This is a genomic window from Xanthomonas cannabis (assembly GCF_040616535.1).
Taxonomy (GTDB): Bacteria; Pseudomonadota; Gammaproteobacteria; order Xanthomonadales; family Xanthomonadaceae; genus Xanthomonas; species Xanthomonas cannabis.
This window is the reverse complement of the sequence record NZ_CP136580.1, coordinates 402,135-418,897: the sequence shown is the minus strand read 5'-3', so window position 1 is coordinate 418,897 and position 16,763 is coordinate 402,135. Positions and strand designations below refer to the sequence as shown.

The following is a 16,763-nucleotide window of genomic DNA, read 5'->3' as shown; positions in this document are numbered from 1 at the left end:
GGCTGGCCGCTACGATAGATCGAACAGGCGTCAGATGGCCGCACAGCGCGGTTGTGCAGGAGTGATACGTCGTGCCTCACGGATGCATTCGCGCCCGTCTGCGAATGCGCGCAACGTGGGGTGGGTCGCGCTCGGCCAGTGCAGCAACTGGCTGCCGTCCTCGCGCACAATCGAGTCTGAAAAGCGTGTCTCTGGCGCAATCATGGCGGCTTGCTTGGCAGCAAGCGGCCATCCGCTGCATCAGTAACGCGGCAGCTCACGCCTCACCACTGCCGAGCCCATCCAACGGACTGCGAACCGCCGACGCACCGCGTCCCAGCACATGCGTGTAGATCTGCGTGGTGCACACGTCCTTGTGCCCCAGCAGTTCCTGCACGGTGCGGATATCGTGGCCGGCCTCCAGCAGATGGGTGGCGAACGAATGCCGCAATGTGTGGCATGCCGCCGGCTTGACGATGCCAGCCTGCTGCCGTGCCGACTGCACCTCACGCTGCAGAATTTCTTCAGAGACATGGTGCCGGCCAGGCCGGCCGCTGCGCGGATCCCGCGACCGGCGCGCAGACGGGAACAGATATTGCCACCCCGGCTCAGCGTCGGCATGGAGATACTTGCGCGCCAACGCGTGCGGCAAGAATACCCGACCGACACCGGCCGCCAGATCCGCCGCATGCACCAACAGTGCGCGTTCGCGTTGCCGCTGTAGCGCCTCCAGCAGGCTGTGCGGAAACGGCACCCGTCGGTCCTTGCCGCCCTTGCCATCGCGCACCACGATCTCGCCACGCGCGGCATCCACGTCCTTGATGCGCAGGCGCAGGCATTCCATCAACCGCATCCCGCTGCCGTACAGCAGGCTGGCCATCAGCCAGCACCGCCCCTCCAGCACCGCCAGCAGACGTGCCACCTCCTCGCACGAAAGCACTACCGGAATGCGCCTGGGCCGCTTGGCGCGCACCAGGTTTTCCATCCACGGCAGCTCGATGCGCAGCACTTCGCGGTAAAGAAACAACAGCGCCGCCAACGCCTGGTTCTGGGTGCCCGCAGACACCCGGCCATCAGTGGCCAGCCGCGTCAGGAACGCCTCGACTTCCGCCTGCCCCATCTGGGCCGGATGGCGCTTGCCGCTGGCCAGAATGAAGCGCCGTATCCAACTGATATACGCCTGCTCGGTGCGTAGGCTGTAATGCCGACCCCGTAGACTGTCACGCACCTGATCGAGTAGCCGAAGCGGTGGAGGTGCTGGTACGCCATTGTTGTTAGGGGTGTATCTCATACGCCTGCGTCCTTGCTGGATAACACTGAAAGCATCCGCATGGTCGCGGCCGCTTGCTATCGTGCTATCCCGTGACCCCGGCTAGGATTTCCCCCGTTCACAAAGCGCCAACGATCGAAGATACTCCGTGCAACACCGCATTTCGGCGGTCCAATAGTTGTTAGGGCCCACAGCAAGCAACATGGCTACTGAACTTTATCCACTAACCACCGCCAAGCTCGATGAGCTCTCTCGCCCGACGAGCGAGAGAATCATGAAGTGATACACCCAGAGTTCCGTAGACACTCAAGACCCTCGTTGCGCATAGCGCCGTTCAAACTCTACAGGGGACAGGTCACCAGTTGAACCGTGGCGGCGGTTGGGGTTGTAGAACATCTCGATGTAGTCGAATACCTCGGCGCGTGCGGCGTCCTTAGTGGGATAAATCCGTCGCCTGATCCGCTCGCGTTTGAGCAGGCCGAAGAAGCTCTCCACGGGTGCGTTGTCGTGGCAGTTGCCACGCCGACTCATGCTGCACACCAAGCCATGGGACGCCAGGAAACTCTGCCAGTCATCGCTGGTGTAGACAGACCCTTGGTCCGAGTGAACCAGGCAACCAGCGTTGGGTTTGCGCCGCCACACCGCAGACAACAAGGCCTGCACGACCAACTCGGTGTCGGCCCGATCGCGCATCGCCCAGCCGACGACCTGCCTGGAAAACAGATCGATCACCACAGCCAGGTACATCCAGCCTTCGTGCGTGCGAATGAAGGTGAAATCACTCGCCCAGGCCATGTCCGGCTCAGTCACGTCGAACTGTCGGTCCAGCAGGTTGGCCGCCGCCTTGCACGGCATTCCGCCATGGAAGCGCGGTTTGCGACCATAGCCTACCTGGGCACGCAATCCCGCGGCGCGCATCAATCGATGCACACGATGGCGACTGCAACGCTCACCCAGATCGCGTAGGTCCTTGGCGATCTTGCGATGCCCATACACACTGCCGCTGGCCAGCCAGTGGTGCTTGATTAGTCCAAGCAACCGATCATCTTCCTTGGCACGCTCACTGTCGGGCGCCTTTAGCCACGCGTAGTATCCAGCCCGGTTCACCCGCAACACCCGGCACATCGCACACACCCTGAACTCCCCGCAGTGGGCTTGCATGAAGGCGTACTTTGCCTTTACCCCTTGGCAAAGTACGCGGCGGCCTTTTTTAGGATGTCGCGCTCCTCGGTCACTCGACGCAACTCGGCCTTCAGGCGCCGAACCTCGGCGCTCTGGTCCACCTCGGCGCGCTGTACCACGCCGGGCTTGCCGAACTTGCGCAACCAGGCGTACAGGCTGTGCGTCGTGACACCCAGCCGCTCGGCGACTTCTGCCACCTTGAACCCACGATCAGTCACTTGCCGGACCGCCTCGATCTTGAACTCATCCGTATACCGCTTGCTGCTCATAGACACCTCCGAATCGACCATTTTCCATGGCCATGAGATGTCTAGGAAACCCTGGGCGTATCAGTTGAACTCATGCGCAATTCGGGTATAGACCTACCCGCCACAAATAGAGACTGGGCAGCTAACGGCATTCCTCAACGCGGCACGCTCACAGGCGACGTTCCGTATTTCAAACATGGCTACGGCTGTTCGGTCAAACTGCCCAGTGGGGCGGTAGACTTCGACTTCGGTGAGCACGGAGAGACCCATGGCTTTGACCTTTGGCGACTGGCAAGCTTTGCTGGGCAAAAGCTTCCAGAGTACGGCTTCCGTACTGAGGCTGCTCTCAACGATTGCTTCAAAGCAGAGCTGGCGGCTGGCTCACTCGTGTATTCGGGATACATCCTTCACTACCTCGCGCATGCCGCCTAACAATTCGTTCAAGCCGATACCGCTTCGCGGCACGGCTTAACTCGGCCGTTAGGCGGTGATGGAGCAAACGCGTCGGTGGTTGCAGCTTCGGTGAGTCGACTGGCACGCATGCGGTCGGCTGCGGGCGGCAGTCACCGCCGTTACGGGTGCGGTGAGTCCGGTGCTTCGGTTCCTTCGTTGGGGGCGCGCTGCGCTCACTGCACTTGGCTTCGGTGGCACTATGCGTCGCTGCACACTGGGTAAGCTCCATCTCACAACCTGTGGTACACTCGGCTCAGGCGGCAGTGCTGGGGAGCAAAGTTGCAACATCTAACTTTTGCGGCCACTCACTGCCTGACAACTCATTCAAGCCGAAGCTGCTTCGCAACTCGGCTTAATTCACGCGTTAGGCCCTGGTGGAGCAAATGCGTTGTTGGTTGACGCTTCGGTGAGTTCGCAGGCGTGCATGCGGTTGGCTCCGGACAGCAGTCATCACCGTTGTTGGTTGCGGTAAGTTCGGTGCTTCGCCCTCGTACGTTGTTGCCGCGCTGCGCTCGTTGCACTTGGCTTCGGTCGCATCACGCACCGCGGCGTAGCTGGGCAAGCCCCATCCCGCAAGCTGTGGCACACTCGGGGCAGGCGGCAGTACTGGGGAGCAGGGTTGCAACGTCCAACTTCTGCGGCCACTCACTGCCTAACAACTCATTCAAGCCGAAGTTGCTTCGCAACTCGGCTTAATTCAAGCGTTAGACTGCACGGAGGCTTACTCGTGAACATGGTGATAGATCCAAACGACCCTGAGCTCGTACGTGAGATTGCCAGAAAGCACTGGGCGGCGATAAACCATGCTGCGGCTGCGGGTGGCGACCTAGCAGCAGCCTATCGGCCTCAGGAAGAGTTCCTTGACAAGTACATCCCGTCATTGCCACCCGATGTGGCCAAGATCGTTTCTGATGCATATACCCAAGAGAGCGTCGCCGAACTTGCTCAGTTCGCACGGATCACCGAAGGGAAAGCAAACAAGATCAAGCGGGCCGCGATAACGGCAAAGCGCGTAAAGACTAATGCGATTTTATTTGCGGTGGTAATAGTTGTGCTATTGCTTCTAAAGATCGCATCCACGAAGGGTGCGATCTAACAATTCCTTCAAACTGACGCCGCTTCGCGGCGCGGCTTAATTCAAGCGTTAGGGCCTACATGAAACGTATGCTGCGATTCGGACTTTGCATGGGAGGCGCCTGGATCATAGCCGCGGCCCTGTCGCTCGGCACGTACTTTGCTTATTGGCCATCCCGCTGGAACATAACGACTCCAGACACCATTCTTTGGATTGGCCTTTCAGGTGTATCCTTCACAAGTCTTCTGCCAATACTCACGTTGGGTGGCTTGAGTATTCGCAAGATTCCAAATTCAGCCACATGCGCTTTTATTCCCACTGCCTAGCTGTTGGCAATCTGCGTTATTCGCATATCCAATCCATGGCGCTACTATGGCGCCTTCCCCGCCTGGATGCTCTACGGGGACTTCCTTCAACCTCTCCCCGTGGCCTTGGCGTGCGGCTTAACTTTCGGCTTGCTAGCCCGTCGTCTAGTGGGCCCTAACATTTCAGTCAAGCCGATGCCGCTTCGCGGCATGGCTTGACTCATGCGTTAGCTCCCAGAAGTGCATCGGTCTATACTGCCCCTATGAGCAAGCCCAGACCCGATTTCCTCAAGCTCTCCATAGCCGAGCGTATCCAGCTTGCGGAAGACATTTGGGACAGTATTGCTGCTGAGAGTCCGGAGTCTGCGACGTTGACACCTGCCCAGCTCCAGGCAGTGCAGGCTCGGTTGCAAGAGCATGACCTGGATCCGGCGACTGCGGTGCCCTGGGATCAGGTCCGCGCTGAGCTTTTCCAGCGCAATCACTAATGCGTGTCTTATTTCGGCCTCAAGCCAGGACTGAGGCTCTTGAGGCGCAGGCCTGGTATGAGTCTCGCGCTGCTGGACTTGGCTTGGAATTTGCTCGGGCTTTGGATGCTGCTGTGGCCGCAGCTGTAAGAAGCCCAGAGACGTTCGAGGCTGTTGCCGGTAACTGTCGGCGGGTTTTGTTGCGCAGGTTTCCGTTCTCACTGGTTTATCGGGTTCACGGTGATGAGTTTCTTGTCGTTGCGGTGTTCCATCATCGGCGTGATCCATCAGCACTGGTCCGTCGCGCTGGAGGCTAATAATTCGTTCAAGCCAGACCCACCTTGCGGAATGGCTTATTGAGGCGTGAGGGCGCACATGAAGATTACTTGGCGAGAGCTGAGAGTAGACCTGTCAGGCCAGGCACCTGATGCCCTGATGACCGAGTAGCGCTGGCTTGTCTCTGAGGCTCTGTCGCTTTGGATGGTTTCAACCGCAGACCTCTAGTTTTAGTTAGTACGGAAATGCGAGGAATCGACACCGGGACAACCCTTGGTGAGGCCTAAGTTTATCGAGGCCCGGCCGCCGGGCAGTTGACATCCCAACAAACCCGCAGCAATCTCTACCTCAAGGAGCGTAGAAACTCCTCGAACAGCGGTACCCACCTCCGTCAAACCGGTGGGTTTTTTGTGCCTGCAGATTCTTGCGGGGGCAGCCGACGCGATGCTCTGCGTCGGGAGGGCGGCTAATACAAGACCCCTCGGGGAAATACGCCCGCCGACTGTTCGCGGTTTCTAACCTCCCGACATCCCGTCGCCACCCGGCGGCGGGGCCTGTTGGTCAAGGAGGGCTTTGCCATGCGTCGATCCCCATCCCCACCCCGTCCTACGTCGGGGCGCAAGCGCGCCACGGTGCCGCCGCCTACCGAGATCGGCTGGCGCACGCTCGATCCTTCGATCCCGCCACGGGTGTACGCCGAGCGCGCGCCGATCCCCGAGCCACGCGGCGAGCCACGCACGCCGCGGCCAGGGCATCCACGCGCCCCGCACCACTGCACCATCGGCTACGGCTACTACCCGGCCAGCAACCACCGCATCCCCACCCTGCGCTTGCGCGGACGTTGGCTGGAACAACTGGGCTTTGCCATCGGCAGCAAGGTGCAGATCCGCCTGCGCAACGGCGAGCTGGTGGTCAGTGTGGTACCTACGGATTAACCAGGCGTGCCGTGCACGTAACGCAGACGTACAGCGTCACATTGAGCACATCGAGGATGTTGCGTTTGTCGCACATGTCGCACATGTCCCGCATCATGCACACTCGCCGCTACGCCCTGAGAAATCGATAGCATTCACGGTGCGTGGTGTAACCCAGCACATTCCGGCTGCGGTGGCTGCATTGAATGGTCATTCGACCTGAGCCGCGCTGACATTTCAGTTTGTCCGGATCTTGCCCACCACTCTTTCCCTCACGCCATATCGCCAAGGACAGCATGTTCTCCATCTTCAAGAAGAAAGCCGCTGCATTATTGAGTGTTCAAGCCAATGGACGCGAGCTGTGTCGGATCAGCCAAAGCGATCTTCCATGCGAGATCAAACCGTGTGTGTGGTTGGAAGCCGATAGCATCCTGGAGTTTGTCGATTCGACAGGAGACGTGCACCGACATGAACTCGGTGCCGCATCTGGGTGGTTCCACTTTTCCATTCGGGTGCACGCCAACCTGGGTTGCCAGGCGGACTGCGTCATTTCCCAGACCGAGCAGCTCGACCCCGATGCGTTTGCCACGGGCAAGGCAGTGGGGATCCGGTTTCAGCCGTTCTTCCTGCCGGGTGCGGCCATTTCCAACGCTGCCCTTGCAGGCAAGGGGCTGTTTGCGAGGGGGCTGCATTTCAGCGGACTTGTCACCAGCAGCAACGTGCTGCTTTCCTGCGAGTGCGAGCACTGCAAGCGCTAGTTCCTGATCCGCTCCTACCATGCCGGCTTCAGCGAGGCGGGTTACTTCTATTCCGGGTCCGGCAGCTACACCATCACCGTCGACAGCCAGTTGCCCGGCAGCCCCGCAGCGCTGTCCGAGCCCGATGCCCAGGCGCTTGCTGCGCTGGAACAGGCACTGCCCTTGGCGCCGGACGGGTCCAGCTACGCCTACCTCAATCCGTTTCGCTGCCCGCATTGTTCCAAGCCTTACATCGATTTTGAGGCGAACCCGGGGCTGCGGCCGAATGAGTACTACGGAAATTATTTTGAGGGTTCAACGCTGTTGCGCTACGTCCCTGAGCCTGTTTAGCGCCAGTGGGCTGAGCCATGCCGCTTCAGCCGGTCCGCACGCCTACTGTGGGGTGCTTGCTTCGCGCTAAGATCGAACGATGAACGCTAAATTCCTTCTGATTGCACTGCTGCTTGGTACCTCTGCGTCGGCGCAAGATATTTCACCGGCCACCACGCGTGAGGTTAGTCAGCTTTTCAAGGTCCTGGCGCAATCGAACTGCGAGTTCTCGCGCAATGGGGTGTGGTACGCGGCGCCGAAAGCCAGCGAACATTTGCAACGCAAGTACGCGTACCTGCAGAAGAAGGGACTGGTGACTTCCACCGAGTCATTCATCGAACTTGCCGCCACCAAGAGCAGCATGTCGGGCACGCCGTATCAGGTACGTTGCGGGAACGCTGCGCCGGTATCCAGCCAATCCTGGTTCACTGGCAAGCTGCGAGAGTTGCGCAAGTAATCGGCAGGCGTCGGCATCAGGCCTGCGCTGCAGCATCTGCGTTGCGGGCTCGCCTGCTGTAGGCGCTGGCAGCTACTACTGGATCGCTTCTGTGGACCGGCCGGCCGAAATTGCTGGTTGCATCGATCGGTGCTGGAAAGGCCGGCGTCAGCACCGGCGATCGGGCAAGATCAGCCGCGGCACTATCGCGCGCCAACGAGAGGCCAGCGTTGATCAGGCAACGCGTAGCCTCTGCACGACAGCAGCGCGGCCATCGAAGCCATCCGCCACAAACGCACTCACCGCATCTTGCAGCTGCGCGGCATGGTCGCCCATGGCGCGTGCGGCGGCGCTGGCGTCCTGCATGCGGGTGACGCCGTCGCGCATGTCGGTATCAACGCCGGTAAGGGTGTGATGCACCTGTGCGATGCTGCCGGCTTCCTGTTGCGAGGCCGCCGCGATCTTGCTGAGCGTGCTGCTGACCTGGCCGATGGTGGCGACGATGTGCTGCATGCCCTCGCCTGCGTGGCGGACTTGTTGTACACCGGCTTGCATCTGCGTGACCGATTCGCCGATGAGTGTCTTGATCTGGCTGGCCGCGGTGGACGAGCGTAGCGCCAGCGCGCGCACTTCGCTGGCAACGACCGCAAAGCCGCGGCCTTCTTCGCCAGCGCGTGCGGCTTCGACGGCGGCATTCAGAGCCAGGATATTGGTCTGGAAGGCGATGCCGTCGATGACCGAGACGATGTCCTGGATGCGAAGCGAGGCCTGCTCCATCTGCTGCATGGTGCCCATCGCCTGGTGCATGGTGTCGCCACCGCTGCGCGCGGCCTCGGATGCGGCGGCGGTGAGTTTGTCGGCGTCTGCGGCCTGTGCGGTGTGCTGCTGCATGGTGCCGAGCACGGCCTGCACCTGGGTGGCAGTGCGACCCAAGGTGGCCGAATGGCGCTGCACTTGCTGTTCCAGCGCATCGTTGCGGGTGAGGATGTGGCCGGCGGCGTGATTGATGGCGGTACTGGAGCTACGGATCTGCGCAATGATGCGGGCGAGTTCGTCGGCGGTGGCATTGGCATCGCGCTTCATCTGTTCGAACACGCCTTCGCACTGGCGATCGATGCGTTGCGAGAGATCGCCGCGCGACATCGCGGCCAGCATCTGGCGCATGTCCCGCAGGCTGTCGTCGGTGATGGTGAGAAATTGATTGACGCCATCGGCCAATTGGCCGAGCGTGCCGCCCTTGGCGTGCCCCTGCAGACGGGCGCAGAGCTCGCCACGCGTGGCGTGTGCAATGACGGTGGCCAGCTGTTCTTCCAGCGCCAGCTCCTGGGTGCGGTCTTGCCATTCCACCACCACGCCCAGCGAGGCGCCGTCGTGATCGCGGACGGGGGTGATGTTTTCCTGCAGCTGCAACGCAGCCAGCGCGCGCGTTCTGCTGGTGCCGGCGTCATGCCGCAACTGCACGGCATCGGCGAGCGCGGTGTGCAGTACGTTGCTGTCGACTTGCGTGCTCAGTTGCTGGAACGATTGATTGCGGTAGATGGCGGTGCCCTGCCCGTCGACGATGGCCACGGCCATGGCCGATGCATCCAGCGCCAGACGGATGCGTCGGTTTTCCAGCAGCAGGTGCTGTTGCTGTGCGGTGCGCTCTTCCACCTGCACGCTCATGCGCACCAATGCCTGCGCCAGCGATCCGCTGCGGAAGGTCTGCCGCAGGATCGCCGGTGGCAAGGTGGCGCCGGCTGCCAGCGTGTCGGCCAGTTCGGCCAGCGCTTCGGCTTCGTGATCAAGCGCATCGACCTGGCGCCGCAACTGGACCGCCATGACGCAGACGAAGGCGGTTTCCACGATCACATAGCCGGCGTGCAACACCACGATGCCGAAGCCGCTGCCCATGGTGAACGCCTGCACCGGCATGCCGCGCGATTGCAGCCAATAGAACGCCAGGTGATGCACGGCGATGGCGCAGGCGGCGACCACCACTGGCAGCCAGTCGCGGTAATAGAGCAGCAGCGCCAGGATCACGAAGACGCCGAAGTGCATTTCCACCAGGCCATGCGCTTGCTGGATGGTGGCCGCGACCAGGGCCATCAGCACCAGCGCACTGGTGATGCGGGTCAGGCGCGTGCCGGGGTTGGCGTGCACTTGCCAGGCCATCAGCACCAGGCTGGGCAGCGTCACTGCCAGGAACGTGGTCCATTGGCCCTGGCTCCATGCCAGCGCCAGCGAGCCGGCGCTCTGCAGCGCGGCAAGCCACAGAAACAGACGGTCGGCCTTGATCGCCAGGCGCGTGGCGTAGTTGGAGCTCGGCGGCGCCGATGCGGGCAGTTCCATCATGACAGCGACTCCACGGCACATGGACAAGGGAAAGCCAACGCGGCACTCGGGGTGCGCGCCAGTACGTTGGGAAGCCAGCGCGACCAATCCGCCGCACCGGCCGTGCCGCACACGGCGCCGCCATCGGCCGGGCCGGCGTAGCGCGGTTGGCCGTCAGCGCCGAGCAACCACACCGAATAGCCGCTACCGCGCAGTGCGGGGCTGTCGAGCAGGCGCACCTGGCCGCCGCGGGCGCGCACTGCGCTGCTGAGCATGGCCCAGGCGCGATCGCTTGCAAGATCCGCGCAGGTGCAGGCACCTGCGACGCCGATCAGCATCGGCGCCGGCTGGGCCGCTGGCAGGCTGGCCTGGACCTGCGCCCAGGCGCTGACCAGATCACCTGCGTGCGCGCGTGGCGTTGTCCACGCCACCACGATCCAGCCACACCACAGCGCAAGCAGGGCGGCGCCCAGGGTGCGGCGCGATGCAGGAGAGATGCTGCCGAACAAGGGCATGGCGCGGGGTTCGCGAGAGAAGGTGAGCCCTTATCGGATGCGACCTGCTGCGCTTGAGGCGGCTTGCGATCGAAATTTACGATGGCGGCGATAGCCAAAGACGTTTTTGTTGCGGGACAAGGCTTCTATGAGCTGCCGGCACTATTTGCACTCAGCACTGCGTTTAGCCAAAACGGGTATTTGTGAGCGCGCCTTCACGTTTTGCGGCGACGGGCATCGGACAGCGGAGTGATCGCTGGTGACACGATGCCCTCACGCGCTGACCAGCTTTGATCAACGGGCTGGGAAAGCGGCATCGGAAACTTGCAAGATGTAGCGGAGGCTGCCCAGCGCAAGCTCATCGGTCGCCGGGCCGCCTATCCAGCGCACCAGCCCAGTGGTTGTCGCGCTGTCAGCCCGGCGAGCGGCAATCGACCGGGCGCGTAGCGCGCACCTGTGCACTTGAGGCGTCCCTGCGTGCGCGCTCCACCCCAGACACGGCTGCGCCTATGCCATCGCTTCTTCGGGGTCCATTGCCACGAGCGCCTGTTGCGCGCGGTCGAAGCGCTCGCGGGCGGCGCGGATGCTGGCGTGGTGTTCGCCGGCCCAGTTGAGCAATTGCGAGACCGGGCCGAGCAGTGCGATGCCCAGCTTGGACAGCGCATATTCCACGCTGGGCGGTTTGGTGGCGTAGACCTTGCGGGTGATCATGCCGTTGCGCTCGAGGTTGCGCAGGGTCTGGGTCAGCATGCGCTTGGAGATGTCCGGCACGGCGCGCTGGATGGCGCTGAAACGCGACGGCCCGGGGATCAGCGTCAACAGGATCAGCAAGGTCCACTTGTCACCGATCTGGTCGAGCACATCGCGCACGGGGCACTTGGTAGCGTCGAAGGGACCTTCAAGAGAAGGCGGCGGCGGGAACAAGGCAATCGCATTCACGGGGGTATCTCTCAGTAACCAGGAGGAGGAAAACTGCCTCCTTGCGGAGGCCCGGGCGGCGCTGACACTATGCTGGCGGACAACACGGTCTAAATAGTAGACCAAATCTCTTATACAACCCTATCGGAGCACACCATGGCATCTGCATCCCCCCTGATTCTTGTCACCGGCGCCAGCGGGCAGCTGGGTGCGTTGGTTGTCGAAGCGCTGCTTGAACGCGTGCCCGCCAGCCGCATCGTAGCAACGGCCCGCGATACCGCGTCACTTGCCGAGTTCGCAAAACGCGACATCGCGGTGCGTCGGGCCGACTATGCAGACCCGCAGAGCCTGGATGCGGCCTTTGCCGGCGTTGGCCGGGTGTTGCTGGTGTCGTCCAACGCGGTGGGCGCGCGCGTGCCGCAGCATCGCAACGTGATCGAGGCGGCCAAGCGCGCCGGGGTGGAGCTGCTCGCCTACACCAGCGTGTTGCATGCCGAGACCAGCACGCTGTCGCTGGCCGACGAGCACGTGGCCACCGAAGCGCTGCTGCGCGAGAGCGGCGTGCCGCATGTGCTGCTGCGCAACGGCTGGTACACCGAGAACTACACCGGCTCGATCGCGGCTGAAGTGGAGCACGGCGCGGTGATCGGCAGCTCCGGCGAGGGCAGGATCAGCGCCGCCACGCGTGCCGACTATGCGGCGGCAGCGGCAGCGGTGCTGGCCTCGGAGGCGCCGCAGGCCGGGCAGGTGTACGAGCTGGCCGGCGATACCGCCTTCAGCATGGCCGAGTACGCCGCCGAAGTGGCGCAGCAGTCGGGCAAGCCGGTGGCCTACCACGACCTGCCGGAAGCCGATTACGCGGCGGCGCTGGTGCAGATCGGCCTGCCGGCCGGCTTCGCCCAGGTGCTGGCGCAGTGCTCTGCGTCCTCACGCGGTGGCAGCCTGTTCGACGACAGCCGCACCCTGAGCGGGCTGATCGGCCGCCCCACCACCCCGCTGCGCGACGCAGTGGCGGCGGCGCTGGCCGCACGCTGAGTCGCGTTGGCGGCCACTGCGTTGCCGACGGTCTCGACACGCAGTGGCTTGCTCTGTTTCGATGGCATTCGCCGTGATCGTTCGCGATCACGGCGAGCTGCGTGGTCTTCACTACCTGCAGCTGGCTTCCCCCGGTCGTCGGGCATCCAGTGCACGCCCGTGCGCGTCTTGTCCGGCAACATCTTGCTGTGATCATGCCGAAGCGGCACTGGTTATCTGAAGGTTGCGGGCGAATGCACAGCCCGGAAAACAGGCGTGCTGCAATTGTGGCGTTGCGCAGGGCGGCAGCACCGTACCGATGTCGCGCTTCTCTGCTGGCCCTGCTCGCCGCTGCGCGATGACGGCGCAGGCGCCCTCCCTCGTCCCACCAGCTGCCCCGGCGCGTTCTGCACGCGGCACCGCGTAGCCATGCCTACGACATCGTCTGACCATGCGCGCTCGCTCTCATGCCGTTCCGGCGGGCTCGCGTGCACCGCCCGGCCCGGCCCCGGCAACCCGCGCGCAGCTGGGCTCGTCTCACGCCGGTCGCATAACTGCCATCGCTCCGACACGACGGTGACACAAGGGCCGCGATGGGCCGGCCTGCCGATGTCACCAAACTGACATCAAATCTAAATATAACTACTGCCCTTGCCGCTACGTCAGGACGACCGGCGCCCTGGCAGGCGCTTCCATGCTGCGCAGCGCCTTTCGGGCAGCGCCGGCGCGACGCAGCCGCCGACCCGTTTCCCCTTGCACGAGCCGGACCAATGAAAAAACGCAATCTCGCCACCGTCCTGTGCGCGCTCAGCGCCACCGCCAGCGGCAGCACGCTGGCCGCCGAGCTGGAGCTGTACGTGGACCGCAAGACCAAGCAGATCTTCGCCGAGCCGGCGCCGGGCCGCGACAAGCTGGGCAAGTTCGTGCAGGTGGACGAGAACGGCAAGCTGCCGGCGTCGGCGATGCCCGCCGCCCCCGCACAGCCACTGCCGCCCGCGCCGGGCGCCACCACACCGGCCGATACCGCCGTTGCCCAGGCTGCCCCCGCCCCGGTCCCGGCGCCCGCACCGGCCAAGGCCAGCGATGCCGGCAAGAAGTGGTACGACAAGCTCAGCCTGCGTGGCTACACCCAGATCCGCTACAACCAGGGCATTGGCGGCGATGCGCAGGACCTGCGCGCGCCGGGCGACCGCTTCATCGGCAACGACCAGAGCCTGGGCATCCGGCGCGCGCGCCTGGTGTTGAGCGGCGATCTCAACGAGCATGTTTCGCTGTATTTCCAGCCGGACTTTGCGAGCACGCCGGCGGGCACCAACACCACCAACTTCGCGCAGCTGCGCGATGCCTACGCCGACATCTTCTTCGACAAGAAGCGCGAGTACCGCGTGCGTGTGGGCCAGTCGAAGATGCCGTACGGCTGGGAAAACCTGCAGTCCAGCCAGAACCGCCTCACCCTGGACCGCGCCGATGCGCTCAACTCCGGCCTGCGCGACGAACGCGATATCGGTGCGGTGTTCTATTACAGCCCCACCGTGGCCAAGGGCCGCTTCCAGGACCTGGTCAAATCCGGTCTGAAGGGCTCGGGCGACTATGGCGTGTTGGGTGCGGGCGTATACAACGGCCAGGGCGCCAACCGCGCCGAGCGTAACGACAGCATGCATGCGGTGGTGCATGCCACCTACCCGTTCAAGTTCGCCAACGGGCAGTACCTGGAAGTGGGCGCCGATGCGTACAGCGGGCGCTTTGTGCCGACCGCGGCGGCAGTGAACATCGGCGGGCGCAACTTCACTCCGGCCATCACCGACCCCAACGGCTACACCGACCAGCGCGTGGCCGCACACATCATTTATTATCCGCAGCCGTTCGGCCTGCAGGCCGAGTGGACGGTGGGACGCGGCCCGGAACTGGATGTGGAACAGCGCCGCATCCGCACCCGCTCGCTGAGCGGCGGCTACGTGCAGGCGATGTACAAGCACGATGGCAACTACGGCACCTTGCTGCCCTACCTCAAATGGCAGACCTACCGTGGCGGCTCCAAGTTCGATACCAACGCCCCGCGCATGCGCCTGGACGAAGTGGAAGCCGGTATCGAGTGGCAGCCGATGGACGCGCTGGAGCTGGTGTTTGCCTATTCGAAGATGAAGCGCACCGACGTCACCACCGCGCCGTACCCGGTGGTGGAGGGCGATCTGCTGCGGCTGCAGTTGCAGGTCAATTATTGATCCCTGCAACTCGATGGAAAACGAAAAAGCCCCCGCTTGCGGGGGGCTTTCTTGTGCCGCTGGTCCTTAAGCCGACAACTCTCCGCGCACGATCTGCGCGCCTGCGCTAAGCGCACTGAGTTTGCCGCGTGCGACATGCCGGGCGAGCGGCGCCATGCCGCAGTTGGTGGACGGGTAGAGCTTGTCGGCATCGACGAACCGCAGCGCCTTGCGCAAGGTCTCGGCCACTTCCTGCGGCGTCTCGATCGTGGTGCTTGCCACGTCGATGGCGCCGACCATCACCTTCTTGCCGCGCACCAGTTCGATCAGATCGATCGGCACGTGCGAGTTGTGGCACTCCAGCGAAATGATGTCGAGCGAGGATGTCTGAAGCTTGGGGAACGACTCTTCGTACTGGCGCCACTCCGAGCCCAGGGTCTGCTTCCAGTCGGTATTGGCCTTGATGCCGTAGCCGTAACAGATGTGCACGGCAGTCTCGCAGGTGAGCCCTTCCACCGCACGCTCCAGGGTGGCGACGCCCCAGTCGTTGACCTCGTCGAAGAACACGTTGAAGGCCGGCTCGTCGAACTGGATGATGTCCACGCCGGCCGCTTCCAGTTCCCTGGCCTCCTGGTTGAGGATCTTGGCAAATTCCCAGGCGAGCTTTTCGCGGCTCTTGTAGTGTGCGTCAAAGAGCGTGTCGATCATGGTCATGGGGCCCGGCAGCGCCCACTTGATGGGCTGACGGGTTTGCTGGCGCAGGAATTTGGCATCGTCCACGAACACGGATTTGGGCCGGCTCACCGCGCCAACCACGGTCGGTACGCTCGCGTCGTAGCGGTCGCGAATCCTGACCGTTTCGCGCTTTTCGAAATCGACACCGCTGAGGTGTTCGATGAAGGTGGTGACGAAATGCTGGCGGGTCTGTTCGCCGTCGCTCACGATGTCGATGCCGGCGTGTTGCTGTTCCTGCAGCGACAGGCGCAAGGCGTCCTGCTTGCCTTCGATCAGTGCGGCGTCCTGCAGTTTCCAGGGCGACCAGAGTGTCTCCGGCTGCGCAAGCCAGGACGGCTTGGGCAGGCTACCGGCGGTTGAGGTGGGGAGCAGCTTCGTCATGATGTTGGTGTCTTGTAGGCGTGGTGATCAGGAGGCGTGGCGGGAGGCCCATTGCGCGAGCAGGTTGCCGTAGGGCCGGATGAAGTGCTCTTGGGTGAACCTGCCCTGGGTCACGGCGAGGCGGCTGCGCTCTTCGCGGTCGTAGACGATCTGGGTGGACGAATAATCCTGGTGTTTCAGGCTGGGCTGATAGATCGCCCCCGCCGCGGAATTGGCGTTGTAGATTTCCGGCCGGTAGATCTTCTGGAAGGTTTCCATGGTGCTGATGGTGCCGATCAGCTCCAGGTTGCCGTAGTCGCTCAGCAGGTCGCCGACAAAATAGAACGCCAAGGGCGCGACGCTGCCGGGCGGCATGAAATAGCGCACTTTCAGGCCCATTTTCGCGAAATACCGGTCCGTCAACGAGCCCTCGTCCTGGCTGTATTCAATACCCAGGATGGGGTGCTGGTTTCCGGTGCGGTGGTAGGTCCTGCTGCTGGAGACGCTGATGCAGATGACCGGTGGCTTGTCGAAGCGCGCGGTGTAGGCATCCGAGTGCAGGAACTGCTTGAACAGCGTGCCGTGCAGGCTGCCGAAGTCCTCCGGGATGGCGAAGCCGGTGGCGTCCTGATTGTGTGCGGGCAGCAGGATGCTGAAATCGTAGTCGCGCACGTAGGACGAAAAATTGTTGCCCGCAATGCCGTCGATATGCGCGCCGGTGTGTTGGTCGACGATGGTGGGCTTCAAGATTTCGATCAACGGAAACGCATCGCCCGCTGCGTTGCTGTCGATGTGCATCTCGGCAGAGATGATCTCCAGCGCGACGCCATAGCGGTCACGCGTGGGGTTGTCCCAGTGCGCCAGGTCGTTGAAGCGGTTGTTGATCATCGCCAATGTGTTGCGCAGGTTCTCCCGACGACGCTCGCCTCTGGCCAGGTTGGCGAAGTTGGTGGTGTTGCGCGTGTTGGCCGCGGGTTGATAGTCCTCGTCGAAGCGGAGGCTCTTGATGGTGAAGGTGAATTGCTGAGTCATTGCAACTGACGCCTTGATTCGTTG

At 62.9% G+C, this 16,763-nt stretch carries 17 protein-coding genes; 10 read left to right on the top strand and 7 right to left on the bottom strand.

Translation table 11 applies throughout. From position 1 onward, the window contains the following. Positions 1 to 256: 256 nt before the first annotated feature. Together RZV17_RS01815 and RZV17_RS01810 are read right to left on the bottom strand one after the other, a co-directional pair. On the bottom strand, positions 257 to 1,270 hold the full coding sequence (locus tag RZV17_RS01815) for an integron integrase (RefSeq protein WP_355606763.1): 1,014 nt from the start codon (positions 1,268 to 1,270) through the stop codon (positions 257 to 259). 285 nt (positions 1,271 to 1,555) lie between these two features. Next, a protein-coding gene (locus tag RZV17_RS01810; RefSeq protein ID WP_184440652.1) for an IS3 family transposase occupies positions 1,556 to 2,700 on the bottom strand; the annotation gives its coding sequence in 2 pieces (ribosomal slippage) (positions 1,556 to 2,463 and positions 2,463 to 2,700; 1,146 coding nt in all). A 72-nt stretch (positions 2,701 to 2,772) separates the two neighbouring features. Between RZV17_RS01810 and RZV17_RS01805 the strand changes: the two genes are divergently transcribed. The 8 genes from RZV17_RS01805 to RZV17_RS01770 all read left to right on the top strand — a co-directional run bounded on the left by RZV17_RS01805 (position 2,773) and on the right by RZV17_RS01770 (position 7,693). After that, complete coding sequence (locus tag RZV17_RS01805) at positions 2,773 to 3,111, top strand: hypothetical protein (protein WP_355606759.1); 339 nt, start codon at positions 2,773 to 2,775, stop codon at positions 3,109 to 3,111. Positions 3,112 to 3,859: 748 nt separating this feature from the next. Then, a complete protein-coding gene (locus RZV17_RS01800; RefSeq protein ID WP_355606756.1) occupies positions 3,860 to 4,228 on the top strand; it encodes a hypothetical protein in 369 nt (122 codons plus the stop codon). 547 nt (positions 4,229 to 4,775) lie between these two features. Further along, positions 4,776 to 5,000 (top strand): addiction module protein, encoded by a 225-nt coding sequence (locus RZV17_RS01795; protein WP_047695526.1) that lies wholly within the window; start codon positions 4,776 to 4,778, stop codon positions 4,998 to 5,000. Then, complete coding sequence (locus RZV17_RS01790) at positions 5,000 to 5,296, top strand: type II toxin-antitoxin system RelE/ParE family toxin (RefSeq protein WP_355606752.1); 297 nt, start codon at positions 5,000 to 5,002, stop codon at positions 5,294 to 5,296. Before RZV17_RS01795 ends, RZV17_RS01790 begins: the two co-directional genes overlap by 1 nt. Before the next feature lie 537 nt (positions 5,297 to 5,833). Next, complete coding sequence (locus RZV17_RS01785; RefSeq protein WP_355606749.1) at positions 5,834 to 6,190, top strand: SymE family type I addiction module toxin; 357 nt, start codon at positions 5,834 to 5,836, stop codon at positions 6,188 to 6,190. A 275-nt stretch (positions 6,191 to 6,465) separates the two neighbouring features. Next, the gene (locus tag RZV17_RS01780; protein WP_355606746.1) at positions 6,466 to 6,927 is read left to right on the top strand and encodes a hypothetical protein; all 462 of its coding nucleotides are present in this window, start codon (positions 6,466 to 6,468) and stop codon (positions 6,925 to 6,927) included. A 90-nt stretch (positions 6,928 to 7,017) separates the two neighbouring features. Further along, positions 7,018 to 7,257 (top strand): hypothetical protein, encoded by a 240-nt coding sequence (locus RZV17_RS01775; RefSeq protein WP_355606743.1) that lies wholly within the window; start codon positions 7,018 to 7,020, stop codon positions 7,255 to 7,257. 79 nt (positions 7,258 to 7,336) lie between these two features. Beyond that, the gene (locus RZV17_RS01770; protein WP_355606740.1) at positions 7,337 to 7,693 is read left to right on the top strand and encodes a YfeK family protein; all 357 of its coding nucleotides are present in this window, start codon (positions 7,337 to 7,339) and stop codon (positions 7,691 to 7,693) included. Positions 7,694 to 7,906: 213 nt separating this feature from the next. Here RZV17_RS01770 and RZV17_RS01765 read toward each other — a convergent pair whose 3' ends face one another. From RZV17_RS01765 to RZV17_RS01755, 3 genes are all read right to left on the bottom strand, one after another. Then, entirely contained in the window at positions 7,907 to 10,006 is a 2,100-nt protein-coding gene (locus RZV17_RS01765; RefSeq protein ID WP_355606737.1) for a methyl-accepting chemotaxis protein, read from the bottom strand. Beyond that, on the bottom strand, positions 10,003 to 10,500 hold the full coding sequence (locus RZV17_RS01760; protein ID WP_355606734.1) for a hypothetical protein: 498 nt from the start codon (positions 10,498 to 10,500) through the stop codon (positions 10,003 to 10,005). Before RZV17_RS01760 ends, RZV17_RS01765 begins: the two co-directional genes overlap by 4 nt. Before the next feature lie 486 nt (positions 10,501 to 10,986). Then, positions 10,987 to 11,418 carry a helix-turn-helix domain-containing protein gene (locus tag RZV17_RS01755; RefSeq protein ID WP_228313349.1) on the bottom strand — a complete coding sequence of 144 codons (432 nt, stop codon included), beginning with the start codon at positions 11,416 to 11,418 and terminating at the stop codon, positions 10,987 to 10,989. Positions 11,419 to 11,553: 135 nt separating this feature from the next. On the opposite strand from RZV17_RS01755, the gene RZV17_RS01750 reads away from it, so the two are divergent. Next, entirely contained in the window at positions 11,554 to 12,432 is an 879-nt protein-coding gene (locus RZV17_RS01750) for an SDR family oxidoreductase (RefSeq protein ID WP_355606729.1), read from the top strand. Between the two features lie 749 nt (positions 12,433 to 13,181). Further along, positions 13,182 to 14,633, top strand: a complete 1,452-nt coding sequence (locus RZV17_RS01745) for an OprO/OprP family phosphate-selective porin (RefSeq protein WP_355606726.1) — start codon at positions 13,182 to 13,184, stop codon at positions 14,631 to 14,633. A 66-nt stretch (positions 14,634 to 14,699) separates the two neighbouring features. Here the strand turns inward: RZV17_RS01745 and RZV17_RS01740 are convergent, their stop codons facing one another. Further along, entirely contained in the window at positions 14,700 to 15,728 is a 1,029-nt protein-coding gene (locus RZV17_RS01740) for a methionine synthase (RefSeq protein ID WP_355606723.1), read from the bottom strand. Between the two features lie 27 nt (positions 15,729 to 15,755). Then, positions 15,756 to 16,739, bottom strand: coding sequence for a DUF1852 domain-containing protein (locus RZV17_RS01735; RefSeq protein ID WP_355606720.1), 984 nt, complete (start codon positions 16,737 to 16,739; stop codon positions 15,756 to 15,758). Positions 16,740 to 16,763: the final 24 nt, after the last annotated feature.